Genomic DNA, 24612 nt, shown 5'->3' on the forward strand with positions numbered 1-24612 from the left:
TCCAGGAGTTTTTTTCTACGCAATCGCTAAAAAACACTGCCAGATTTCTCTAGCAGTGTTTTGACATTTCATTTGCTTAGTAGACTGTTTTTTCAGTTTCTACATCGAAGAAGTGTGCTTTGTTCAAGTCAAATCCAAGTTCAACTGTTGCGCCTGTTTGCAAGTAGTCACGAGCATCAACTTTGGCAACAAATTCATCTTTACCAACTTGGCAGTAAAGGTGAGATTCTGAACCAAGCAATTCTGATACAGAGATAGTTGCTTTGACAACTGATTCTGGGAATGTTTCAAGGAAAGCAGGTTCTGCATTCACATCTTCTGGACGGATACCGAAGATCAATTCTTTACCTTCGTAGCCTTTTTCACGAAGAACTTTCAATGCTCCTTCTGGAACTTTCAAACGGAAACCGTCAGAAACAATTTCGCTACCAACCAATTGCACGTTGATGAAGTTCATAGCTGGGCTTCCGATGAATCCTGCTACGAATTTGTTAACTGGGTTTTTGTAAACTTCTTGAGGAGTACCGATTTGTTCCACACGTCCGATAGTACCTGTACCAGCAGGGTTCTTAGTTGCTGACATGATAACGATACGGTCTGCAAGTGTCATCGCTTCTGTTTGGTCGTGAGTTACGTAGATAGTTGTAGCTCCGATACGACGGTGGATTTTAGCGATTTCAGCACGCATTGATACACGAAGTTTGGCATCCAAGTTTGACAAAGGCTCGTCCATCAAGAACACTTTTGCATCACGGACGATGGCACGCCCCATGGCAACACGTTGACGTTGACCACCTGAAAGGTCAGCTGGTTTACGTTCCAAGAATTCTTTCAATCCAAGGATTTCAGCTGCTTCTTGCACACGTTTGTCGATGTCTTCCTTGCTGTATTTACGCAATTTCAAACCGAAAGCCATGTTATCATAAACAGTCATGTGTGGGTAAAGAGCGTAGTTTTGGAATACCATGGCGATGTCACGGTCTTTTGGAGCTACGTCGTTGACAACCACGCCATCGATAGATGCAGTACCTTCTGTGATGTCTTCAAGACCAGCAATCATACGAAGAGTTGTTGATTTACCACATCCTGAAGGACCTACGAAAACGATAAATTCTTTGTCTTTGATGTCCAAGTTGAAGTCTTCAACTGAGTAGTGTTCGCTGTTTGGATATTTTTTGTAAATATTTTTAAGATTCAATTCTACCATGAGGTGAACTCCTTTTGTCTTTTGATAGTTTTATTATAGATGAAAACGCTTTACATTTCTATGGCAAGGTGACCAAAAAAATAAAAAAGTTCTGTGCAACTTGCACAAAACTTTAGAGAATATCTGGTAAAATCAATTGATAACACAGGGTGAGATCTGTCAACTCCTTCAACTGTAGCCCTGTCAATTCTTCCCATTTATCAATCTTGTATTGGAGAGAATTGCGGTGCAGATAGAGTTGCTGGGCTGTTTTAGTTAAGACAGCACTATTTTCCCAAAGAGAAAGAATGATTTCCTGAATCTGATCCTGGTCCACAATCATCTGGTGTAGACATTCCTTGATTGCCTTCAAGTCCACGAGTCTTTCTCCCATACTCCAAAGATAGAGCTGAGAAAAAGTATGAACACCTTGGTGACCCTGACGCCACCAAGTCTTGAACAAATCGCGCTCAGCTTTGATCAAATCGGATAGGGCTTGGTGACCCGTCTGAGACCAAACCTGGCCTAACATGATAGAGAGACGCAGTCCAAAGTCATACTCAACCGCTTCAATCGTATCACTTAAAATAGCTCGTACAGAAGTGTATTTGTCTTGTTGAAGCACGAAAACATAATCCTGAGCTCCGACCTGAAGCACCGTCTGACAGTTGGGAAAAAGAGTCCGCATCATATCTAGCCAAGAAACTAGATTTTCCTGCTGAAAATAGGAAAGATGACAGTAAACCAGCTGAATCTTTTTAAAAGCTTGTGGTGCCTGTCCCTTCCCCTCAATCAAAAAAGAATACCAAGGATTGAGCGAACGAGCCTGCTCCTGCTGGGTCAAAAGAGAAATCAACTGCTTTTCACGCTCGCTGAGCCCAGCTTCCTCCAGCAAAATCCACTGCTGAGAAGCTAAAGGGAGAGTGAGATACCCCTCTTTCTCTACTGGTTGGTCTGAAATCTGAGCTTCAGGAAACCAGTCTTGTAATGCCTTTGCAATCATGTCCTAGTCCTCCACTTTTTGGATGCACCACAAAATCAAGCTCTCAAGACGTTCCAAATTTTCTGTCATATGGAGATAGCCCATCACGGCTTCAAAACCTGTGGACATACGGTAAGTCACCACATCAGCATTTTTGGCCTTGGTATGGCTATTGGTATTGCGACCACGTTTGTAGATTTCCTCTTCTTTTTCCGTCAGGACTTGCTCCTCTAACATAAGGGAAATCAGGCGGGCCTGAGCTTTGGCCGACACATACTTGGTCGCTTCTTGGTGGAGTTTATTGGGTTTTGTCATGCCTTTAAGAATGAGGTGGCGGCGAATATACATAGAATACACCGCGTCCCCCTCAAAAGCTAGCGCAATCCCGTTAATGAGATTGACATCAATCACGTGTCCACCTCACTCCATCCTTGGTGTCAAGGAGCTTAATCCCTTGAGCAGCCAATTGGTCACGGATTTGATCCGCTGTCGCAAAGTCACGATTAGCACGCGCTTCTTGACGTTTTTGAATCAAGACTTCAATCTCTGCATCCAAAACTTCCTCAACAAAGACAATTCCAAAGACTTCTAACATATCCGCAAGAGCTTGCTTAACACTTGCATCATAGTTGCCTGAGTTGATCCATTTGGCCATTTCAAAGACTACTGTGATTCCATTTGCCGCGTTAAAATCTTCATCCATAGCTGCTACAAACTTGTCTTTAAAAGCCTGTAACTCTTGAGCATCTACAGTTCCAGTAAATGGTTGTTCGTAAGTGTTCTTTAGATACTTGAGATTAGTCTCTGCATCACGCACTGCCTTTTCTGTAAAGTTGATAGGCTTGCGGTAGTGTTGAGTCGCAAAGAAGAAACGAAGTACTTGCCCATCAAGAGTTTTAAGGGCATCATGGACTGTGACAAAGTTGCCCAAGGACTTAGACATCTTGACATTGTCAATATTGACAAAACCATTGTGCATCCAGTAGTTAGCAAAAGTCTTGCCTGTTTTGGCTTCTGACTGGGCAATTTCATTGGTATGATGAGGAAACTCAAGGTCAGCTCCACCACCGTGGATATCAATAGTATCACCCAAAATCTCTGTCGACATGACTGAACACTCGATGTGCCAGCCTGGACGACCAGGTCCCCAAGGACTGTCCCAAGAAATCTCGCCTGGTTTAGCAGCTTTCCAGAGGGCAAAGTCTACAGGATTTTCCTTACGAGCCGTTTCTTCATCGGTACGACCTGAAGCACCCAGCTCCAAATCTTCCAAGGTTTTATTGGCCAACTTAGCATAGTTGTGGGATTTTTCCACACGGAAGTAAACATCCCCTTGACTCTCGTAAGCAAAGCCTTTTCCAATCAAGTCTTCCACAAAGCGGATGATGTCAGCCATAAACTCCACCACACGCGGATGGCGAGTCGCAGGTTTGACGCCCAAGGCCGTCACATCCTCACGAAAGGCATCGATGTACTTGTCCGCAACCTCCTGAGGCGTGATGCCTTCTTCCTTGGCACGGTTGATAATCTTATCATCCACATCCGTAAAATTGGAAATATAGGCAACCTCATACCCACGGTACTCAAAATAGCGACGAACCGTATCAAAAGCCACTGTTGAGCGGGCATTCCCCACGTGGATATAGTTGTACACGGTTGGCCCACAAACATACATCTTGACCTTGCCGTCCTCGATTGGGACAAATTCTCGCAAATCACGAGACATGGTGTCATAGATTTTAATCATAAAATAATAGTCAGGAAAACCAAAATCAAAGAACACTTAGTTTCATCACTAAGAGTTCAATTGAATTTCAGTCCGAATGTCTCTACACTTCGGAATCCCTTGCTCCTTTCTCATTCAGATAAACCACCTGAGTCTGTTTGACAAAGCCAATTTTTTCATACAAACGTTTGGCACCTACATTGCTATCTTCCACGGCAATCTGAAATTCCTTATCATTTTGCTCAATTAGTTGGTTGACAAGGGATTTTGCTAAATAGCTTCCATAGCCTTTTCCACGTTCAGGTTCCGATATTGCTAAACCGTAGAAGTAATTCGTATCGCTCGATAAATCAATCGTGCAAGTTCCAATAACCTGATCGTTTTTTAACAAAATATATAAGCGACTTTCTGGATCCTTCAGAGCTTCAGCGACATATCTATCCACAATCTCTCTAGACTCATGTTCCTCTGAAAATGCCTGAAATTTTAACTGACTAATTTGATCCTGATACGAACTATCTGCTAACAAAACTTCAAGATTAGAAACATTTGCTAACGGATAAGGTCTTCTATCCTTACCTAACCAAGTTTCTGTCTCTTCATCCTCGACCAATCCCCAGTTGCTAACAAAATCAGGATGGCGGTCTAGAAAAATACGTTCTGTCTGAAAAGTAACTGAACGAATAGGGAAAGAAGCCGTTTCTTTCTCAAAACTCATAAACAATGCACGCGCAATTCCCTGATGGCGATGATCCGGATGAACCAGTATCGTCACCTCTACATCTTGGTCATCTGCATAGACAGTTAATAAACCAACAAGTTCGCCTTTTTCATAATAAAGGAAAAAGGCGGGCATGTTTAGGTCAAAATTAAGCATGTTAGAGAGATAGGGATCACGATAGGTACTGTCATAGTTTTGGCAACAGTTAATTAGTTTTTTCGCCTCAGATAGCTCCTCTTGGCTTAACTTGTTTCTTGCTTGAATCATATAGGTACCCTCTACAACCCCGACGATCTGTGACTGGCTTCTTTAGCCTGCTCGAGTTTATTGACGTAGTACTCTCGTTTTTCTTCTACTTCGTGAATGACCGGCTCATCCTTTTTACCATGTACACGGACAATCTTAGCCGGAATACCGACAACTGTCACATCACTAGGTACGTCTGCCACGACAACTGCTGCAGCACCGACCTTAGCATTTTCACCAATTTCCACAGGTCCAATAACTTGGGCATGAGCGGATATCAGAGCCCCCTTTCGTACAGTCGGATGGCGTTTGCCAACATCCTTCCCTGTTCCACCAAGAGTCACCCCGTGATAAAGAAGAACACCTTTTTCAACGATCGCTGTTTCCCCAATCACCAGACCAGAACCATGGTCGATAAAGACCCCTGAATCGATCTGGGCACCTGGATGAATCTCAATCTGGGTCCAGAAGCGCCAAAACTGACTGTGCATACGAGCAAGAAGTTTGAAGCCGTGATTCCAGAGAAAATGCGAGAGACGGTGGGCCGCCAGTGCCTTGACACCTGGATAAGTCAGCAAAACCTCCAAAGTGGTGCGGGCCGCTGGATCATTTTCTTTTACGATATCAATGGTTTCGCGCCACCATCCCATACATTTCTCCTTTTCTTATTCTGAATCTTTTGGTGTTTCTGTAAATTCTTTCTTAGGTTTGTGGTCCTTGTGATGACGTGGGCGGTGAGGTCTCTCAGACTTTTCGCCTTTTTCATCACGTTCAGGTTTTGGAGGACGAGGAAGAAGGGCTTTCATAGAAGCATCCACACGTCCTTTTTCATCAATCTTGATAACCTTAACATCAACTTCATCCCCGATTGCTACCAAGTCTTCGACATTATTGGTACGCGTCCAAGCCATCTCAGAGATATGAACAAGGGCATCTGTCTTATCAAAGAGGTTGACAAAGGCACCAAATTTCTCGATACGAACGACTTTAGCACGGTAAACTTCGTCCACCTTAGCTTCACGGACCAAACCAGCAATAATTTCTTTAGCACGATTAATGGCATCTTGGTCGCTAGAGTAGATAGACACATTTCCTTCTTCGTCGATATCGATCTTAACGCCTGTTTCAGCGATGATTTTATCAATGGTTTCTCCACCCTTACCGATGACAATCTTGATCTTGTCCACATCAATCTTAATAGTATCAATTTTTGGAGCAGTTGGAGCCAATTCTGGACGAACTTCTGGAATGGTTGCTTCAATCACATCAAGGATTTCAAAACGCGCTTTCTTAGCTTGGGCAAGAGCCTCAGTCAAGATTTCTGCAGTAATCCCTTGGATTTTGATATCCATCTGAAGGGCTGTAATCCCGTCACGAGTACCTGCAACCTTAAAGTCCATGTCTCCAAAGTGGTCTTCCAAACCTTGGATATCTGTCAAGACTGTGTAGTTATTTCCATCTGAGATGAGACCCATGGCAATCCCTGCTACTGGCGCCTTGATTGGCACACCACCAGCCATAAGGGCAAGAGTTCCCGCACAGATAGAAGCCTGAGATGAAGAACCATTTGATTCCAAGACCTCAGCTACCAAGCGGATAGCATATGGGAATTCCTCCAAACTTGGCAATACTTGAGCAAGAGCACGCTCACCAAGAGCACCGTGACCAATTTCACGACGACCAGGTGCACCATAACGACCAGTTTCCCCAACAGAGTATTGTGGGAAGTTATAGTGGTGCATAAAGCGTTTCTTGTACTCTGGATCCAAACCATCAATGATTTGAGTTTCTCCCATCGGAGCCAAGGTCAAGACTGAAAGAGCCTGAGTTTGTCCACGAGTGAAGAGACCAGAACCGTGCACACGAGGAAGGAAGTCAACAACCGCATCCAAAGGACGGATTTCATCGACCTTACGACCGTCAGGACGCACCTTATCTTCTGTAATCAAACGGCGCACTTCAGCGTGTTCCATTTGTTCCAAAATTTCAGCCACATCACGCATGATACGGTCAAATTCTTCGTGGTCTGCATATTTTTCTTCGTAAACGGCAGTAACTTGGTCCTTAACTGCTTGAGTTGCAGCTTCACGAGCCAATTTTTCTTCTACTTGAACTGCCTTTTGGAGGTCACTGTTGTAGGCTGCGATGATTTCAGCCTGCAAGTCAGCGTCCACATGAAGCAATTCTACTTCTGCTTTTTCTTTACCAACTGCTGCAACGATTTCTTCTTGGAAGGCAATCAATTCTTTGACTGCTTCGTGCCCTTTAAGGAGCGCCTCCAACATGATTTCTTCTGACAATTCTTTAGCACCAGACTCTACCATGTTGATGGCGTGTTTGGTACCAGCTACTGTCAATTCAAGGAGAGACTGCTCCGCTTGTTCTTGCGTAGGGTTGATGATGATTTGACCATCCACATAACCCACTTGCACCCCAGCGATTGGTCCGTCAAATGGAATATCTGAAATGGAAAGTGCCAAGGATGAACCAAACATAGCTGCCATTGGAGCAGAGGCATTTTCATCATAAGAAAGCACTGTGTTGATAACTTGCACTTCATTACGGAAACCTTCCGCAAACATAGGACGGATTGGACGGTCAATCAAACGCGCTGTCAAAGTCGCATCTGTTGAAGGACGTCCTTCACGTTTCATAAAGCCACCAGGAAACTTCCCAGCTGCATACATTTTTTCTTCGTAGTTGACTTGAAGAGGGAAGAAATCTCCAGTTGCCATCTTCTTAGACATAACGGCAGCAGTCAAGACAGTTGACTCACCGTAACGTACGACAACTGCGCCATTCGCTTGCTTAGCAACCTGACCAGTCTCTACAATTAACTCACGACCCGCAAAAGTCGTTTGAAACACTTGTTTTGTCATTTTAATCCCCTTTGGATTGATGAAATTATACGCCTTGCCTACAAAAATCAGGATACAAAGGGCGTAAAGAATCCCGTATGAAAATAGGAGATTGACGCAGTGTGCGATGCACACCAGGAAATCTATCTTTTTCACTAGGGATTTAGCCCGTGTTCAACTATCTAAATACTTTGAAAAATTTAAAAATATTATTCTTTAGCATTTATACCCTCATCTTTGTATCAAGTACGTACAGAGTCTATTTTATCATATTTTTCTTAAAAAGTGCGGTCTTTACCATTAAAAAGGAACCATTCCCCTCACTTGAGAAGAATGGTTTGCTTTTTATTATCCTAGAGACTGGTGATTAAACAAGGCATGGGTTGCTTGGTGAATGTATTTCGCTGTTTCAGCATTGTTCATTGTGTAGAGATGCACACCTGCAACATCCTGAGTTACCAAGTCCACGATTTGGTCCACTGCATAGGCAAGTCCTGCTGCTCTGAGCGACTCAGGGTCATGCTCATACTTGTCTAAGATGGCTTTAAATTTGCGTGGAAGATGGATATTCTCACAGGTCTTCAAGAGACGGAGAGCCTGATTTCGATTCAGAATTGGCATAATCCCTGCATGAATAGGAACATCAATCCCAGCCAAGATGCACTTGTCTTGGAAATCATAGAAGCGCTCATTGTCAAAGAAAAGCTGAGTTACAAGGCTCGAACAGCCTGCATCCACTTTCTTCTTAAGATTTTGAATATCTGAAATCTGATTTGGTGAATCTGGATGACCTTCTGGATAACAAGCACCAACAATATCAAAGTGAGGAGCTTGCTCCTTGATGAACTCAATCAAGTCCGTTGCGTAGCGGAAATCCTTTTGTGGCTCCACATCTGGAATAATATCCCCACGAAGAGCCAAGATTTTCTGCACCCCAACCTTGTCCAAGTCTGCAATAGTTTCAGCAACCTTGTCCTTGGTCAAATAGATGGCTGGTAAGTGAGCAATAGTCGGAATCGCCAAGTCATTTTGGATAAAGTCAGCCAAACGAACCGTCGTTTCCTTGATATTAAATTTATTATTGCTGGCAGTTACACTGATAAAGTGGGGAGCCAACTCCTGCATATCTTGAAGAGCAGAAATAATGTTATCATTACCAACTGCTGGGTTTGGAGGGAACACTTCAAATGAGAGTGACGGTGTTTGGCGTGACATAGTCATTATCCTTTTCTAGTTGATTTTTTCGTTAGCTGGACTCCTAGAATCCGAGTGAAACAGGCAGATTGACTAAACAGCGCTTCTTGAGAAATCCTATCTTACAATTTCTCACGCGCAGCTTTAGCTGCTTCAACAAGGCGGATCAAGCTTTCTTTTGTTTCTGGAATACCACGTGTTTTCAAACCACAGTCAGGGTTGATCCAAACTTTCTTGCTTGGCACTTTAGCAAGGATGGCTTCGATTGTATTGTCGATTTCGCCTTCATTTGGCACACGAGGTGAGTGGATATCGTAAACCCCAGGTCCTACTTCTGTTTGGAAGTTTTTCGCTTTGAGTTCGTCCAAGATTTCAAGGTTTGAACGGCTAGCCTCAAATGAGATAACGTCCGCATCCAAGTTGTCAATAGCTGGGATGATATCTGTAAATTCTGAGTAACACATGTGAGTGTGGATTTGAGTATCTGGCGCTACTGTTGAGTGCACCAAGCGGAAGGCAGGAATTGCCCAGTCAAGGTAGTCTTCATACCAGTCGCTACGACGGAGTGGCAATTTTTCACGAAGAGCAGCCTCATCGATTTGGATGATTTTCACACCAGCAGCTTCAAGGTCAAGCACTTCATCCTTGATAGCAAGGGCGATTTGAAGAGTAGAATCCTTGATAGAGATGTCTTCACGTGGGAATGACCAGTTGAGAATAGTTACTGGTCCAGTCAACATACCTTTAACAGGTTTGTTTGTACGGCTTTGTGCATAGCTAGACCATTTAACAGTGATAGGGTTAAGACGAGTTACATCACCCCAGATGATTGGTGGTTTCACCCCACGCATACCGTATGATTGTACCCAACCATTTTTAGAGAAGAGGTAACCTGACAAGTTTTGACCGAAGTACTCAACCATGTCATTACGCTCGAACTCACCGTGAACAAGGACATCAAAGTCAATATCTTCTTGCCATTTGATCCATTCATCGATCGTTTCAGCAAGGAAAGCATCGTACTCTTCTTGAGACAATTCACCTTTACGGTAAGCCAAACGTTTAGCACGAACTTCTTTAGTTTGAGGGAATGAACCGATAGTTGTTGTTGGAAGAGCTGGAAGTTTGAAAGCTTCTTCTTGGATAGCTTCACGTTCTGCAAAGGCTGGCAAACGAGTGTAGTCTGCGTCTGTCAAGCCAGCGATACGCGCACGAAGTTCAGCATTTTCACCAACACGCTCAGTCGCAAAGAGTTCTTTGTTAGCTGCAAGTGCTTCTTCACCTTGACCATTGCGGATAGCATCCAAATCACGAATCTCATCCAATTTTTCAACTGCAAAGGCAAAGTGGTTCAAGATTGCTGGTTCAAATTCTTCATTAGCAGTTGTAAATGGCACATGAAGAAGTGAGCATGAGCTTGTCAAGACAATGTTTTCAGCTGGGATTTGCTCAAGAACAGCCAAGCTCTTTTCGTAGTTGTTGCGCCAGATGTTTTTACCATTGACAATACCTGCATAAAGAGTCTTGTCAGCTGGGAAGCCACCTTTAACGAGTTCAAGAGTTTTCTTACCTTCAACGAAGTCAAGACCGATGGCATCTACTGGCAAGTTCACAAGGTCAGCGTAGACGTCACGAACGTCTCCGAAGTAAGTTTGAAGCAAGACTTCAAGACCTTTTTTGTCAGCCAAAAGTTTGTTGTAGAGGTTCAAGAAGAGAGCTTTCTCTTCAGCTGTCAAGTCTTTTACAAGAGCCGCTTCGTCCAATTGGATACGAGTCGCACCAAGTTCTGCCAATTTAGCAAAAACTTCTTGGTAAGCAGCAACTAAACTGTCTACGAAGTCTTCTGCTTTTACACCTTCTTCAAAGTCTGACAATTGAAGGAAGGTGAATGGACCTACAAGAACAGGGCGAGTGTTCAATCCAAGTTCTTTTGCTTCTTGGAACTCATCGAAGATTTTGTGACCAGCCAATTTTACTTGAGTGTCTTTTTCAAACTTAGGAACGATGTAGTGGTAGTTGGTGTTGAACCATTTCTTCATTGGAAGGGCGCGAACATCCCCTTTTTCTCCTTGGTAACCACGTCCCAAAGCGAAGTAGCGCTCAAGGTCAGACAAGTCCAAGTTTTGAACTGAAGCAGGTACCACGTTGAAAAGGAAAGCTGCATCTAGGAAGTTGTCATAGTGAGAAAAGTCATTTGATGGAATTTCAGTGATGCCTTTTTCTTTGACGATATTCCAGTGTTTAGCACGCAATTCTTTTGCGGCTGCAAGGAGTTCTTCTTCTGAGATTTCTTTTCTAAAGTATTTTTCAGTTGTAAATTTTAATTCGCGGAATTCGCCCAAACGAGGGAAACCGATGATTGTAGTTGACATGATGTGTCCTCCAAAATTTGTTGTTGAAACTATCTTAACAGAAAAGAAAGCGTCTGTATAATTGTAAAAAATTAGGCTTTGATATAGTTTGAAACTATATCTCCGTTTTAGACAAAAGAAAAAGACTTGAGAAAAATGCCTCAAATCCTTTGTATAACTTGTTTTATAGCTTTATTTCAGTTAGACGGTTCAAACGCGTTATTAGTAATTCTTATAAGTGACTATGGCTTGTTATTAGAAAAGACTATAAGTTGATTCCCTTCTCTCGGAGATTGTCCAGACACTCCTCATAGTAGGCAGCATCGTGCTCCTTGTAAATAGGGCTCTTCAAAGTCTCCTCAGGTAAATCCTCATAAGAAGGACAAATCTTACCACGATAGTTTTTACCCAACCACTCTGGACTGACCTTATAGCCTCGGTTAGCCATCTCCTCCATGATCAAGCGATGATAGGCATAGAGACGATAGGGCGAGTGGGTAAAGACATAGTCCACCGTCGCATGCTTTCTGCCCCAGCCATTGCCACGCAGGGCGCAACACTCTCGATGTTGCCCCAAGAGTTGAGGACGAGGAAGCTGTGAAATCAAAGCCTCATGCCAAAGTCTCATGGGAGTCTTCTTTCAGTAAAGTCGAATGTTGCAAGTAGGTATTTGGATAGCGATTAAGCAAGTCTCGAGTCTTAGTGATCAAGTCTTCCTTAGAAGCCTGACCAAATCGGTAGCAATCCAACAAGAGCATATAGTCTTTGCGCTCAGTATCTGTCGCTTTCTTTTTAAAATAGCCCCAAATATGCTGAAAGGCATTGCAAACCTGACCTCTATGCTCAGGGATTTGACAGGCACGGTCAATCATCTCTTGAACCAGACTCACCTCCACCTCTTCATTCTTGAGATACTGACGAATCTCATTGTAAATATTGCTGGAATGACTCAAAACGAGGTATTTGTTTCTCGCCCAGAGTTGCTGGCAAAGGGCACGTTGGTTGTTATTTTCCATATTTCTCCTTACTTTCTACTAGTTCCCCGGAAATATGGAAACAAATTTATATCTTAAAAATGAGCGAATTATGAGCGAATTACGAGCGAATTATGAGCGAATTATGAGCGAATAAAGAGTGTTTTTTGTAGTTCCCGATTTTTCTAACAAACCTTGATTTACGAATATTTGGAGATAACGACGCATGGTTGCTGCACTCAAACCTGTTAGTTCTTGTGCAACTGCAGTTGTTATCTGATAATTCTCTACAAGATAAGACTCTATTTTTTCAAAAATAGCTAGCTCACGTGGTTTCAAAAGTAATTTAACCGACTTTTCCGTACTATCATTTTTTTGATGACTATAATCCAGCAAGGTTTCTAAAATCGCTTCAAGCATAAATTGGATGAATTTTGTAGAATCATTAGCCTCATTACTCTCTGTTAAAGCTTGATAATACCCTGACTGGTGTCGGTAAATAACAGACTCGACAGGAAGCCACTCAAATAAAGGATTCCATCTACTCAAAATTAGGCTCTGCCACATCCGCCCCATACGACCGTTCCCATCCTCAAAAGGGTGAATAATTTCTAGCTCAAAATGTACGATACAAGATTTGACAATATCAGATATCTGACTAGCTTTAGCCCAAGCAAATAAGTCCGATACCAGATTAGGAACAAATTGTGGTCTCGCTCCAAGATGAACAACTTTCCCTGTTCCATCAAAAACACCCACATCTCCTAATCGAAACTGACCTGGATGCTTAACCAAATCCTGGGTCAACAATCGATGAGCTAGCAAAAAATCATCTATACTATATGGATTCAATCGAAAGACCTTTTCATAAGCTTCATAAGCATTTTGGACTTCATGGATATCTTTAAGAGGGCCTAGAACTCTTTTCCCCTCTATGATATCAGTCACCTGCTCCAAAGAAAGGCTATTATTTTCAATGGCAAGAGAGGACTGAATAGAGCGAATCCGATTTTCCTTGCGTAGGTGTAATTCCCTCGTTTCGAAAGAAAGTTGAGTCGCCAACTCAGAAATCTTCTGCACGAGATTCAATATTTCTTCTGTTATTTTATAGTTGGGTGTCATCGTCTTCCTTTCTATGTAAATCTTCAAGTAAAATCTCCGCAACTTTTACATCGTAAGCATTCTGTAGATTGAGCCAGGTTTGCATGGAAACTCCGCTTAGCTTAGCTAACTTATGAGCCGTTTCTTTACTAATGGACTCCTCTGCATTAACTAGCTTGTTGACGGTCTTGGCGGAAACTCCTAAACGCTCCGCAAATTCTTTCTGCGTTAGGTTATAATCTTCAATCAACTCCTCAACATACTGACCTGGATGAAAAGCAATCAGGTCTTTGTATTCAACAATTTTATTAGTCATAGTGATTGCTAATCTCCTCTATTTTTAAGATTTCGATTTCTATAGGGATGGAAACAATCTTCCCCATCACCCTTCAAACTCTTTCAAAAACTCTTTAAGCTCAGCATCGGCTTCTGGTGTGGTTCCGTGTAGTTGACCGAGCATTTCGAGTAGGGAAGCGGTTTGGTTTTGGATTGCTTGATTTGTCGTGTTAATCTTGCTGACGATATCTGTCAGGGGCTCGACTTCTTCTTCCTCAAAGGTATCTACGTAGCGAGGGATATTGAGGTTATAGTCATTTTCGACGATTTCTTCATAGCTTGCTAGATGGGCAAACTTATCAATCTCCTCACGTGACTTGTAGGCTTCCAGAATCTTCTCGATATGAGCATTCGTCATGATATTCTGGTTTTTCCCCTTATCAAACTCCTTAGAAGCATCGATAAAGTAGACATCACGATTGATACGATTCTTTTTGAGAATGATAACCGTGGTCGGAATGCTGGTGTTAAAGAAGATATTAGCTGGTAAACCGATAACCGTATCAATAGCGCCTTCTTCTAACAAGGCCTTGCGAATGGTTCCTTCCGCATTGCCACGGAAAAGAACACCGTGGGGAAGAACGATAGCCATAACTCCATTATCCTGCTTGAGATGGTAGTAACCATGCAAAAGAAAGGCAAAATCAGCCTTGGACTGGGGTGCCAGTTTCCCAAAAGGAGAGAAACGAGGGTCCGCCATAAAGCCAGAGCTTGCAGACCACTTAGCAGAGTAGGGTGGGTTCATGAGAACACCGTCAAAGTTGGTCGGTTCCTGAGTCGGCCAGTCTTCGTCTAGTGTATCAGCATTGTGGAGGAATTGATTTTCAACAGGAACACCGTGTAGGATCATGTTCATCCGAGCTAGGTTATAGGTCGACGTATTGAGTTCCTGACCAAAGTAGACCACTGTCTGCGGTTTATGAGAGTATTTCTTGGCATTAAGCAAGAGAGAGCCAGAACCCATAGTCGCATCATAGATGGTAAAGCCTAGCTTATCCTCACGCCCCAAAAAGGCAATCTGAGTCATGAGTTTGGCAACAGGCTGAGGTGTATAGAACTCACCAGCCTTCTTACCCGAGTCAGTCGCAAACTGACCAATCAGATACTCATAAGCATCCCCCAGCATATCACCCGCATGACCAGCTACATCTAGCACAGCCAACTCTTTCATAACTGCCGCCACCGTTTGATTTTGCTTTTGCGGAGTCGCTCCTAGCTTTTTGGAATAGAGGTCAATATCTTCAAAGAGATTTTCATAGAGTTCATCACTCTGCTCAATATCTCGAAAACCCTGAGCCAAATCTTCCAACTGGAAAGACCTCTCATTGACACGTGCTACTAGAGCTGTAAAGGTCAACTCAGGCTTGATACTATAGTTGAGTTCGTCCTTCATAACTGCAAGAAGATCCTCGTGAGTGTCCGCATCCTCATAGTAGGAGCGATAGACCTCAAGGGCAGCCTCTAGACTCTCACTCCCCTCCTCCATAGTCTCCGCCACGAAAATGAGCATCTTGTCAGATAGGTACTTGTAAAAGACCATGCCCAAAAGATAGGACTTGTAGTCATTGGCATCCATCTTAGAGCGGAGAACATCCGCTGAGTTCCACAGAGCTTGGTAAAGCGACTGGGAAGTTTGTGTTGTTTCTTGTGTCATAGGTCACTTTCTAATTGTTTAGTCCAAATACTTAGGTTTGTATGTATCATCAATTTTTTCTTCAAAAATATAGCCTTCTCTTCTTAAAGTTTTCAATCTGGATTTAATTTTTCTAATAACAGTTTCCTTATAATCGATTAATTCACCATCAGACTCAGGATTATATCTTTGAATCCATACAATATAGTTTTTATTTTCTGGATAATAATCAAACTTGTTAAATATATTTTCCATTTGTTTTTCCCCAGAAATTATAGTCTGAAATATCCAAAAAGAAATAAACTGATGAGTATCTAGCAAGCTAATAGCTTGCCAGATAGTATCATTCCATTTTGGAAATTCCCTAGATAAGCCTTTACTATTAAGATAAGTTAATAAAATAAAATCTTTATGGCGAAACTCTGAAAATTTTTCATGGCTAATGTCTAATTCTGGGTATCTAATCCCTAATTCGTGAAAACTTAGAATGTGATGCTGTTGTAAAAATCGTATTTTTTCTGATAATTCCAAGTTCTCTTCATCTAAAATTTCATCCCAATTTGATACAATTTGCTGATTGTTTATTTCATCATTAGGATGCTCCTGATTATATTTTTGAATTATTTCATTTGTTCTTTCAATAATAATATAGCTCATTGAGGAGCTAATCGAAACTTTCATTGATTGATGGATAGCTAACGAAACTAAATAATTTTTACGTTCATTATCAAAATATTTATATTGGCTAGATAAATATTGAAAAAAGTCCGATGAATTAGTTGAATTACATAATTCATTAGTCAACTCATTACCTTTTTCATTAAAAATTTCCTCCAGCTCTTCTCCTCTTCTATTAGAAGAAGATTCATACAGATAATACCCTGTTCTATCCTGTGCAAAACAAATAGGATAATCTTGATTAGCGGTTGTTTGAATATTCTGTAAAAGTACTTTTATGAATCCCTGAACAAATCCTTTTTTAAATCCATCTCTTTCTTCGGATGAAACTTCAATTGTTCTAGCCTCCAAAAGCTCTTTATACAATTTTGAATGAAATAGATAAACATATATCACTATAAGTTGCTGCTCCGCTTGAACATATCCTAGTTTCCCTCGAGTAAAAAATTCTTGATTAACATAATCATTAAAATGCTCTCTATCTCTCAAATTTCTGTTTTCCCATTTTATACATTTTTTAAAATCATCAGAAAGATTTACATTAAACTTTTCTTCTAAAATTTTAAAATAAGTATCCCAAATATTGACTGGGTGCAAATCAAAAGGTAATTCAACTCTTCTGTCAATAATCTTAGATAGATAATTTTCTTTAACTACATGAATCAGGTCAATATCACCGACAAAAACAATAGGCAGGCGTCCTTTTAAAAGACTAAATAATTTATAGGCTTCTTCCTGTTGTTTTTCTGATAAGCGGTCAAAATCATCAATAACCAATATTGTGTTAGATAATGAAACATATTTATTAGTTAATAGCGAACTATAGAACCCATCTGTTTTGACTTTGAAAAATTGATAAACAGCAACAAATAGGGCTAAAATTCCAGCAAATTTAACTATCAAATTCGAAAAAATTTGACTCAAGCCAAGATTGACAACATTAGTCATCAAGATAGATATAGCAACTAGAAAGACCATTAAACATCTTATTCCCCAGTAGTAGTTAGGATGCAATTTAGCAAAGGCAATCTCTATTGTCGTTCGGCTATCATTCAATTTCCAGAAATCAACTATGACAAATTTCTTCTTTGTATATCGTTCAGCTTCTTTCAAAAACTCAGTTTTTCCTGACCCCCACTTTCCATTTAGAAAGTAAGTCTTATTCTCATCTAATAATTTCACAAAATTTTGCGAGGCCGCTGACGTCTCAATATGTTCTAACTTTATAAAATCGTTCTGTGACATTACAAATCTCCTATATAAACATATCCTGCAAGAGTTTCTTTTTCAGTGTTTCTAACTGAGAAATTTTTTCTTGGTAAGAGTTAATGAGGTTATCAAGGTTTGAGAAATAGGCGCCGATGGCTTGTTGTTCATCTTTTAAAGGAAAGTAAAACTTCATTCTTTTAAAGTTGCCTGTTGTAATTTGATTGATTGTTGAACCTAAGTTTCTATGTATTTCAGAGATAAACATTTTTGTGTCTAATAGAGCATTTATAAATTCAGGATTATCACATCTTACACCTGTCATAAATGCACCTATGACTGTATTTGGCATTTCTGATCTGATTAGTGCATGTTTACCAATCAAATCTCTTGAGCCATTCCTTACTACAACTACAATATCTCCAGATTTAACATTTTGGCAATTAACAATATTAGGATTAACAAATACATTGTCTATATATATTAATTCACCATCCCTTACATTAGATGACCGTAAAACTAGAGTACCACAAGAAAGTACATCACTTGGTTTATATGTTAATCCTGAGTAAAATTTCACAATATCACCTAATTCTTTCTCTTCCCACTCACCGTCAAATCCATTCAAACGAATCTCAGGAACTGTCTGTCCAGCTTTAGGAAACATCTTTGAGAGCATGGTCACCTTGAGAGATTGGTAGTTGGCGAGATTGTCCTTGTAGCTTGCCAGAAGGTCGTCAAGGGTGCGGAAGAGGGATCCGATAGCGGACTGTTCCTCTAATGATGTTGGCAAATAAACCTTGAGATTTGATAAAGATTTTTGACTAACTCCTTTTGCAGTTCCTCCACTAGATAAAGAAGTTAACTCATTAAATATTTTTGGACTACGCAATAAAGTTGCTAAAAAATCTTCTCGAATTGAATCACGTTTGACTTCAAAGGCAATCGTACGTTGGCTTAGAATATACAGAGCATCATTAGGAATTTGTGCAACATTTCCCATTGGTGCTTCCGTAGTAAAGACAACTTGCCCTTTATGAAGATGGTTATCTCCCATCCATCGATCATACAATTCTTGGTCTCCATAATTGGCATCAGCCTTGAAATCAATATAACCATTCTTTACATTTAAAGCTGATAAAGCTAAATAACCTGTACCGCTCCAACTTAGACCTAATTTTTTAGGTGTTCTCCCTCTATAATCTAATATTTTTTCTATATTAGATAACAAAGTTTTTTTAACCCAATCTTCCTTTCCTTCACTAAAAATAATTTTAGGTTTCATTCTTATCCTCGACTCTTATAACTCACTATCTAAAAATTGTTTTAACTTTTTACGCAATTCATTATCCAGAATTTCTTTTTGTATATCTTCATCAAAACTATTATATTTTTTATTCAAATCATATCTAAAAAGTAATGTAAAATAAATAGCTATTTGAATTGCAGATCCAATAAGTAATAGAAAAATAAAAAACAGGAACAGTATATAAATTTCACCTACCCAATTATAGATATTTTCATTTAAAAAAGAAAATATAACGATAATAAAACTAGATACAAATCCTCTATTAACTATTGAGACTAGTCTTTTATACTCTTTTAACTTAAGTTTTGATATAAGGGAATTTGTGTTTGAACTTAATAAAAACCCGTATAAAGAGAAATAAATACCGATAAAAACTGTTGAGATGGTCACTAAATTCGCATTATTTGTATAGGCATTTTTGTAAAACCAATCATATAACTCTAAATAATTTCCTAAAAAAAGAGACACTGCAACAATTAACACAATTATGATCGATAAACTCCACCAAAAATATTTGTCAATAAATTTAAGCATGACAACATCTCCTTTCTTGTTTTGGATTTTTATATGCTATTTTCAGTTACAATCTTAAATTCACTTTCATTAACAGATAACAAAGAACCAAATGAAGTATAGTAGAGATCTTTATTACTATTCTGGTCATCATAATAATGCTCTGTCATTAGATTAGCTAATTTATCAAAATTCTCGGTTTTTAAAGAAGTTTTTTCCAAAATATAAAAACCATCTTTCTTTAAATCCACTTCATCAAATCTATGTGTCTCTGGATTTAAAAATTCAACTTTTGCAGATATTAAATTTTTATCTGAAGAGTTTAATAACTTTAGTATGCCATCAACACGTTTTATATCCATTTCTCTTTTATACCGACTTTTCTTAAACACCACAGTAGTGGTATTTATATCTAATTCTTCAGATACTTCAATCATATTACCAAATAATTTTTCTAATAGTGTTTTGTTGCTATCGTTGATATTTGGAAACAAATTTGACAATTGAAAACCTTCATTTTTAATCTGAATCTCGATTGATTTGATACTCTCAGAAGCTTCTATCAAAGGTTTTAAACTATCTGTTTTCATAGGCTCAAATTTCACCGAATACTTTACATTAGGATCATTACTCTTTATAAAGCTTGATAAATACTCTCCTATTTGGTTAATTGAAGGTCCTAAAAACTTTCTCTCCATTAAAAAAAGATACGATGTAGGAATAATCAAACAAACACTAGGTTCGAAAAGGTCTCCATCAATTTGTTTAATTTCTTCTTCACCTATCTTTCCCTCATATGGTTTTTCACTTCGATACTTTCCAATCCAGACTGTCCTATTTCTAGGGAGATACTCTAAACCATCCAAAGAAGAACCATGTGTCCTACTACTTGAAGGGGTTCTACTATTATTCATAAACATAGTATGCTGACTCCCTAACTTTACAGTTCTTTCTACAGGAGAAGATACTCGAATTTTATCAATTAACTTAGATAAATCATAATTTGTCTTCTCACCATTACGACACAAAAAAGCATTGAAATATTGAATATTCATTATTATTCCTCCATTATCTTCTACTAAAATTATACCACGAAACCAAAAAAATCCCCCTTAGAAATCCGTTTCTAAGGGGTTGTCTTTATCCTGCTGCTTGGGCTGGTTCTGATGGTTTGGTCTTTTTATCTTTTTTGCTACTAGTGATGAGACGGCGTTTGCTATCTCGAATGCTATTGAGTTCCTTGAGGAGTTGAGTCAGGTGTTCCTTTTCAGGATAGGCTTCTGCACTGGCTGCGGTATAGCGCATAAAGAGGTCGTAGCTGGTTGAAAGTTCGGTACGGAGTTGTCTAGTCTTGCCAACTTCCTTGGCAGACTTAGAAGCACGCGCCTTACTATCCACTTGATCATATTCCTCTTGAGCGTTGATCACCGCCGTCAGCATGGGTGTCAGTCCTAGACTAGTAACTGCCTCATGATAAGGTGTTTCACTAAGCGTTTTGAGCAGGCTCTTGATTTCTGCCGTTTCCACATCATTGCTGTGCTTGGTGATGTCCTTATACTTAGCAAAGACTGGTTTCAAAGTCTCATGGGCTTCTTTGAGCTTGTCATCCTTAATCTTAGCAAATCCTCTATGAAGGGTAAAGAGACCGACCAAGGCACTATCACGATTGCGATCCACTTCTGTCAGATTACTAGACTCCTTCGTCTCCACCGCCGCAAGTTGAGCTTGAAAATCATCCAGCTTGGTCTTGAAGGGTTCCAAATGTTTGGCATACATAGCCTCATCCTTGTTTGCCTTAGAAAAAGTTGCCAAACTTTGATGAGTATCCATCATCAAGCTTTCAAACTCACGATTGGTAAAGTTGCTGTAACTAAGTGGGCGAATAGCGTATGTTTTTGTCATGATGATATCCTTTCTATTTAACGAATCATTTATTTTCTTCTTTATCAAACCAAGACTGGATTAGTTCTGGAAGATAGACCTGTTTTTGATCTGTTTTTACAATACTTCCGTGTCTAACAGGTTGAATCAAAGGTCTATCCATTCCTACATAAACTTGAAGCAATACGCAGAACAACAATGCAATTCCAATTACAAGAAGGGACCATAGTACACTCTCCTCATCATCTCTAACTTTCTTCATCAATTTTTCTCCTTTGAGTTGATACATCCATTCTAACAATTCTTCAATCCATTTCGACTCCCATCCGCTCAACTGTCATTATTTCCATCTAAAATGTACTTTTCAGGACAAATCAGACATTTCCAAAATAAAAAATCCCTATCTGACTGGAAATAAACTCCGTCCATCAGATAGAGACTCTTACTATTTTTAGATTTTAGCTTTTCTAGCTTTAGAATACATCTAAAATTTAGGAAAGACAACTATTCGAAAGCTCGAAAACCTCAAAACTTTCTCAGGTAGAGTATTCGAAGCTTAGAATACACATAAATTTATGTATTTCTTGTCATTCTAAGCTTAGAATACATATAAACTTTAGGATGTCTATCTCTTCGAAACTTCGAAGGACTATCTCCCCATTCTGAGTGGCTCAATGACTTCTTCGACAAGTTGCTTACAAGCTTCCTTGATTTGTTTTTTATAGAGGAGGGGATTGAGGGCATCTGCCACTTCTAGCTTATAGTCCTGATAGCGCTGGCTCTTGGTCAGCTGGCTCTCTCCCAGTTGTTTTTTGGCTCCCTTGCGGTAGTGCTCGACATAGTAACGGAGTTCATCCTCTCCGACATACCAACGTTTGCTAAAGACTTGGATATGTTGCTGGATGACCGCCTCTATCATCTGATCCAAGATATTTGCGATAGACTGACCACGATAGTTTTCTGGATTTGCTTGGACTTCTCTCCATAGTTCAGTGATGATCTGGGCAAGATTTGGATTGGTCTTCTCAAGACTCTGAATATAGTTATCCACGGCTTCCTTATCTTGGGCGCTTAGGTTCTTTTCTTGACTTTGACCTTGCTCGATCAGGCTTTGGATTAAGGTTAGGATATAGGCATAGTTGATCTCATCCACTTGGATAGACTCCAGTTCATAGTGAATATCAAGGGGCTCTCCACCGTCATCATCCTCTACTCGGCTTTTTAATTCTGCAAGGACATTGCGATAAAGGCCCAGATACCTTTCCAACTTTTCTCCATCAAGTCCTGTCTGACTGTAAACTTCTTCCTCATCATACTCTTTGTACACTCGGATAGAGGCTAGGTATTTATCAAGGGCTTGATAGGTTTTAGCTAGTTTCCTCAACTCAGGCGTAGAGACTTGCTCGAGTTGAAGACCTTCTATATAGTCATCAGTGGCAAGGTTTTTAAAATCACTGCAACTCCGCAAAAAGTTTCTCTTTTCCTCTTCCCAGCTCGGAGCTAGGACATCATTTTCACCACCATTTGAGTAAAGCTTGAGGGCATTATCCACCGCTTCCTTAAAGGCTAGAGGCTTTTGGAAGGTGATGATATGACCGTAGGTCTTACTGCTTTCAAAAATACGGTTGGTTCGGCTAAAAGCCTGAATCAAGTCCTGCGGTTGCATGGGCTTGCGGTCGATAAAAAGAGTTGACAGACAAGGGGCATCAAATCCCGTTAGGAGACGATTGACCACGATGACTAAGTCCAACTGTTCATTGCGATAGAGGTATTTGTCCTGCTTTCGAGCTAGGCGGTTATTGACATCCGTATTAAAGCCACGAAGATCCGCCATGGTAAAGTGGGTATCAAACTCTTGGTTATAGTCTTCTAAAACCTGCTTCATGTGGTCTTGATTAGCTCTTGACTCTTCTTCATTTTCAGTGACCGAGTAGGTGATGGTCGCCTTTGGAAAGTCTGGAAGAACCTGCTTAACCCTTTCCGATACCTTGACCCTCGTCTCCCCAGCCTTGACTCGTTTGAGGAGGTCATAGTAGGCTTGGGCTTGAGGGATGGATTTGACGGTTAGGATGGCATTGTAGGTCTTACCTACTCCCTTTTGGAAGCCTAACTGTTGACGGGATTTATTGATAATGGCATCCAAGACTTCCAGCATATGCTCCCCATTCTCATACACGGTATCTGGTATGTCATTTTCGGATTTATCCGTGATGAGGGTATTGCGATAATCCACCTTAAAGCCTAAAACAGCTCCATCATGGATGGCTTCCTTGACTGTATACTCATGGAGACGGTCACCATACTGTTGCTGGGTGGTTTGGGCTAGATCGCCGACTTGCTGGCGTTTATTTTCCTTAAAGATAGGTGTGCCTGTAAAACCATACCAGAGAGACTGGGGGAAAAAGACCTTAATGTCTTTTTGTGTTTGTGGCGTAACAGCGCGGTGGCATTCATCCACGACAACGGCCACTCGGAGACCCTTGATTTTGTCCGCATCTCGTTGGTAAAGACCTTGTTCAAACTTACGCATCATGGTGGTAATTTTCTGGATGGTCGTTACCACCACACGCTTATCATTACTTCCTAGTCGCTTGACCAAATCATGGGTATTATCCGTCTCATCAATATCAATGACATCATTGGTCGCATAAGAGAGAAAAGATGAAGTGGTCTGTTGGTCCAAGTCCCTGCGGTCAACGACAAAAATCGTCTTTTGGATGGATGGGATTTGAAGGAGATTTCTCGCCACCTTATAGGAGGTCAATGTCTTCCCTGAACCTGTCGTGTGCCAGACATAGCCAGACTCCTGACAACGAGAAGCTTCCTGAACAGCCTCAATAGCATGAATCTGGTAGGGACGCAGGAGGATAAGAGCCTTCTTGCTATCATCAAGGACAGAATACTGCATAACCATCTGGTGGGCACGAGGGATGGAAAGGACTTCGTGGGCAAAGCTGGTCAAGCTCGTTATGGGTTGGTTGTCTTTATCCACCCACTTGGTTAGAAATTGCTTGTTGAGTTTATTTTCCCTAGCTGCAGCAATATAGCGTGTGTCTACTTTATTGGTCACAACAAACATCTGTAAGCTAGAGTAAATACCACGGAACTTGCCTTCCCTATCATACTTCTTAATTTGATGAAAGGCATCTAGAAAAGCAACTCTGGGACTTTTAAGCTCGATCTGAATCATTGGAAGGCCATTGATCAAGAGGGTCACATCTAGCCTGCGGTCTTGATCCTGAGGATTTATCTTATCTCTCTCGACTTGGTTGACAACCTCATAACTAGACTTGCCAGCTGCGATATTGTCTCGCCAAATGACAGATAAACGGATAGTCCCCAAACTAGCATCTTCTCTCTGAACCTCAACCTTGGCAATGCCATTTTCGCCGACCAACCACTTGGCCGCATCATAGTAGCTAACAAAGTTCAGTTGATTCTTTATCTGGCGTTTTTCCTGTTCTGTCAGGGGATGATCTGCCAATAGAGCCACATTGTTCTGGGCTAACTTTTCAAAGAAGTTTTCCCATAATTGCTCTTCTGTTTTAAGGTCATCTCTGTAAGTCCATTGACTTTCCCCAGTTACCAGTTGGCTGATCAATTGTTTTTCTATCTCCAGTTCTGGTTTTACCTGTATCATACTCTCTCCTTTGCTACTTGTCTGCTCCCTTTATTATAGCATGTTTAGGCTCAAAATCCATCACTCTTACCTCATCA

At 40.5% G+C, this 24612-nt stretch carries 20 protein-coding genes and 1 pseudogene; all 21 read right to left on the reverse strand.

Annotation, left to right across the window (positions count from 1 at the left end):
• Window positions 1-76: 76 nt before the first annotated feature.
• The gene (locus SK608_RS07710) at window positions 77-1207 is read right to left on the reverse strand and encodes an ABC transporter ATP-binding protein (protein WP_033677947.1); all 1131 of its coding nucleotides are present in this window, start codon (window positions 1205-1207) and stop codon (window positions 77-79) included.
• 112 nt (window positions 1208-1319) lie between these two features.
• Window positions 1320-2189 (reverse strand): helix-turn-helix domain-containing protein, encoded by an 870-nt coding sequence (locus SK608_RS07715; protein WP_033677949.1) that lies wholly within the window; start codon window positions 2187-2189, stop codon window positions 1320-1322.
• Between the two features lie 3 nt (window positions 2190-2192).
• The gene (locus tag SK608_RS07720; protein WP_033677951.1) at window positions 2193-2579 is read right to left on the reverse strand and encodes a Mini-ribonuclease 3; all 387 of its coding nucleotides are present in this window, start codon (window positions 2577-2579) and stop codon (window positions 2193-2195) included.
• Complete coding sequence (cysS, locus tag SK608_RS07725; protein WP_033678076.1) at window positions 2572-3915, reverse strand: cysteine--tRNA ligase; 1344 nt, start codon at window positions 3913-3915, stop codon at window positions 2572-2574. Before cysS ends, SK608_RS07720 begins: the two co-directional genes overlap by 8 nt.
• 82 nt (window positions 3916-3997) lie before the next feature.
• Complete coding sequence (locus SK608_RS07730) at window positions 3998-4882, reverse strand: GNAT family N-acetyltransferase (protein WP_033677954.1); 885 nt, start codon at window positions 4880-4882, stop codon at window positions 3998-4000.
• A gap of 11 nt (window positions 4883-4893) precedes the next feature.
• Window positions 4894-5511, reverse strand: a complete 618-nt coding sequence (gene cysE, locus SK608_RS07735; RefSeq protein WP_033677955.1) for a serine O-acetyltransferase — start codon at window positions 5509-5511, stop codon at window positions 4894-4896.
• 15 nt (window positions 5512-5526) lie between these two features.
• Window positions 5527-7740 carry a polyribonucleotide nucleotidyltransferase gene (pnp, locus tag SK608_RS07740; protein ID WP_033677957.1) on the reverse strand — a complete coding sequence of 738 codons (2214 nt, stop codon included), beginning with the start codon at window positions 7738-7740 and terminating at the stop codon, window positions 5527-5529.
• A gap of 327 nt (window positions 7741-8067) precedes the next feature.
• Window positions 8068-8934 (reverse strand): methylenetetrahydrofolate reductase [NAD(P)H], encoded by an 867-nt coding sequence (gene metF / locus SK608_RS07745; protein WP_000089967.1) that lies wholly within the window; start codon window positions 8932-8934, stop codon window positions 8068-8070.
• A 101-nt stretch (window positions 8935-9035) separates the two neighbouring features.
• Entirely contained in the window at window positions 9036-11285 is a 2250-nt protein-coding gene (metE, locus tag SK608_RS07750) for a 5-methyltetrahydropteroyltriglutamate--homocysteine S-methyltransferase (RefSeq protein ID WP_033677961.1), read from the reverse strand.
• Window positions 11286-11529: 244 nt separating this feature from the next.
• Window positions 11530-11892, reverse strand: coding sequence for a TIGR02328 family protein (locus tag SK608_RS07755; protein ID WP_033677963.1), 363 nt, complete (start codon window positions 11890-11892; stop codon window positions 11530-11532).
• Complete coding sequence (locus tag SK608_RS07760; RefSeq protein ID WP_033677965.1) at window positions 11876-12280, reverse strand: YbgA family protein; 405 nt, start codon at window positions 12278-12280, stop codon at window positions 11876-11878. Before SK608_RS07760 ends, SK608_RS07755 begins: the two co-directional genes overlap by 17 nt.
• 90 nt (window positions 12281-12370) lie before the next feature.
• Window positions 12371-13360, reverse strand: coding sequence for a Fic family protein (locus SK608_RS07765; protein ID WP_033677967.1), 990 nt, complete (start codon window positions 13358-13360; stop codon window positions 12371-12373).
• Window positions 13361-13388: 28 nt separating this feature from the next.
• Window positions 13389-13655 (reverse strand): annotated as a pseudogene (locus tag SK608_RS07770) (HigA family addiction module antitoxin); the annotation flags it as partial.
• A gap of 66 nt (window positions 13656-13721) precedes the next feature.
• Window positions 13722-15329: a type I restriction-modification system subunit M gene (locus SK608_RS07775; protein ID WP_033677971.1), complete on the reverse strand. Its 1608-nt coding sequence runs from the start codon at window positions 15327-15329 to the stop codon at window positions 13722-13724.
• An 18-nt stretch (window positions 15330-15347) separates the two neighbouring features.
• Window positions 15348-17231 carry a P-loop NTPase fold protein gene (locus tag SK608_RS07780; protein WP_033677974.1) on the reverse strand — a complete coding sequence of 628 codons (1884 nt, stop codon included), beginning with the start codon at window positions 17229-17231 and terminating at the stop codon, window positions 15348-15350.
• A 10-nt stretch (window positions 17232-17241) separates the two neighbouring features.
• Window positions 17242-18477, reverse strand: a complete 1236-nt coding sequence (locus tag SK608_RS07785) for a restriction endonuclease subunit S (RefSeq protein WP_033677977.1) — start codon at window positions 18475-18477, stop codon at window positions 17242-17244.
• A 15-nt stretch (window positions 18478-18492) separates the two neighbouring features.
• Window positions 18493-19035, reverse strand: coding sequence for a hypothetical protein (locus SK608_RS07790; protein ID WP_033677978.1), 543 nt, complete (start codon window positions 19033-19035; stop codon window positions 18493-18495).
• A gap of 29 nt (window positions 19036-19064) precedes the next feature.
• Window positions 19065-20069, reverse strand: coding sequence for a DUF6731 family protein (locus SK608_RS07795; protein WP_033677979.1), 1005 nt, complete (start codon window positions 20067-20069; stop codon window positions 19065-19067).
• 85 nt (window positions 20070-20154) lie between these two features.
• Window positions 20155-20916: a DUF6261 family protein gene (locus tag SK608_RS11500; protein WP_033677980.1), complete on the reverse strand. Its 762-nt coding sequence runs from the start codon at window positions 20914-20916 to the stop codon at window positions 20155-20157.
• 25 nt (window positions 20917-20941) lie between these two features.
• Window positions 20942-21157 carry a hypothetical protein gene (locus tag SK608_RS07805; protein ID WP_033677981.1) on the reverse strand — a complete coding sequence of 72 codons (216 nt, stop codon included), beginning with the start codon at window positions 21155-21157 and terminating at the stop codon, window positions 20942-20944.
• A 387-nt stretch (window positions 21158-21544) separates the two neighbouring features.
• A complete protein-coding gene (locus SK608_RS07810) occupies window positions 21545-24535 on the reverse strand; it encodes a type I restriction endonuclease subunit R (protein WP_033677983.1) in 2991 nt (996 codons plus the stop codon).
• Window positions 24536-24612 lie beyond the last annotated feature (77 nt).

Origin of the sequence: Streptococcus mitis subsp. hohhotensis (assembly GCF_000722775.1) — a bacterium.
GTDB lineage: Bacteria > Bacillota > Bacilli > Lactobacillales > Streptococcaceae > Streptococcus > Streptococcus carlssonii.

Excerpts from the sequence above, each read along its gene's own strand:
- SK608_RS07765 (WP_033677967.1), bottom strand. The coding sequence starts at position 13,360 with ATGACACCCAACTATAAAATAACAGAAGAAATATTGAATCTCGTGCAG.
- pnp (WP_033677957.1), bottom strand. The coding sequence starts at position 7,740 with ATGACAAAACAAGTGTTTCAAACGACTTTTGCGGGTCGTGAGTTAATT.
- SK608_RS07780 (WP_033677974.1), bottom strand. The coding sequence starts at position 17,231 with ATGTCACAGAACGATTTTATAAAGTTAGAACATATTGAGACGTCAGCG.
- cysE (WP_033677955.1), bottom strand. The coding sequence starts at position 5,511 with ATGGGATGGTGGCGCGAAACCATTGATATCGTAAAAGAAAATGATCCA.
- SK608_RS11500 (WP_033677980.1), bottom strand. The coding sequence starts at position 20,916 with ATGACAAAAACATACGCTATTCGCCCACTTAGTTACAGCAACTTTACC.
- SK608_RS07760 (WP_033677965.1), bottom strand. The coding sequence starts at position 12,280 with ATGGAAAATAACAACCAACGTGCCCTTTGCCAGCAACTCTGGGCGAGA.
- SK608_RS07775 (WP_033677971.1), bottom strand. The coding sequence starts at position 15,329 with ATGACACAAGAAACAACACAAACTTCCCAGTCGCTTTACCAAGCTCTG.
- SK608_RS07730 (WP_033677954.1), bottom strand. The coding sequence starts at position 4,882 with ATGATTCAAGCAAGAAACAAGTTAAGCCAAGAGGAGCTATCTGAGGCG.
- metE (WP_033677961.1), bottom strand. The coding sequence starts at position 11,285 with ATGTCAACTACAATCATCGGTTTCCCTCGTTTGGGCGAATTCCGCGAA.
- SK608_RS07785 (WP_033677977.1), bottom strand. The coding sequence starts at position 18,477 with ATGAAACCTAAAATTATTTTTAGTGAAGGAAAGGAAGATTGGGTTAAA.
- SK608_RS07790 (WP_033677978.1), bottom strand. The coding sequence starts at position 19,035 with ATGCTTAAATTTATTGACAAATATTTTTGGTGGAGTTTATCGATCATA.
- SK608_RS07710 (WP_033677947.1), bottom strand. The coding sequence starts at position 1,207 with ATGGTAGAATTGAATCTTAAAAATATTTACAAAAAATATCCAAACAGC.
- metF (WP_000089967.1), bottom strand. The coding sequence starts at position 8,934 with ATGTCACGCCAAACACCGTCACTCTCATTTGAAGTGTTCCCTCCAAAC.
- SK608_RS07795 (WP_033677979.1), bottom strand. The coding sequence starts at position 20,069 with ATGAATATTCAATATTTCAATGCTTTTTTGTGTCGTAATGGTGAGAAG.
- SK608_RS07805 (WP_033677981.1), bottom strand. The coding sequence starts at position 21,157 with ATGAAGAAAGTTAGAGATGATGAGGAGAGTGTACTATGGTCCCTTCTT.
- SK608_RS07755 (WP_033677963.1), bottom strand. The coding sequence starts at position 11,892 with ATGAGACTTTGGCATGAGGCTTTGATTTCACAGCTTCCTCGTCCTCAA.
- SK608_RS07810 (WP_033677983.1), bottom strand. The coding sequence starts at position 24,535 with ATGATACAGGTAAAACCAGAACTGGAGATAGAAAAACAATTGATCAGC.
- cysS (WP_033678076.1), bottom strand. The coding sequence starts at position 3,915 with ATGATTAAAATCTATGACACCATGTCTCGTGATTTGCGAGAATTTGTC.
- SK608_RS07715 (WP_033677949.1), bottom strand. The coding sequence starts at position 2,189 with ATGATTGCAAAGGCATTACAAGACTGGTTTCCTGAAGCTCAGATTTCA.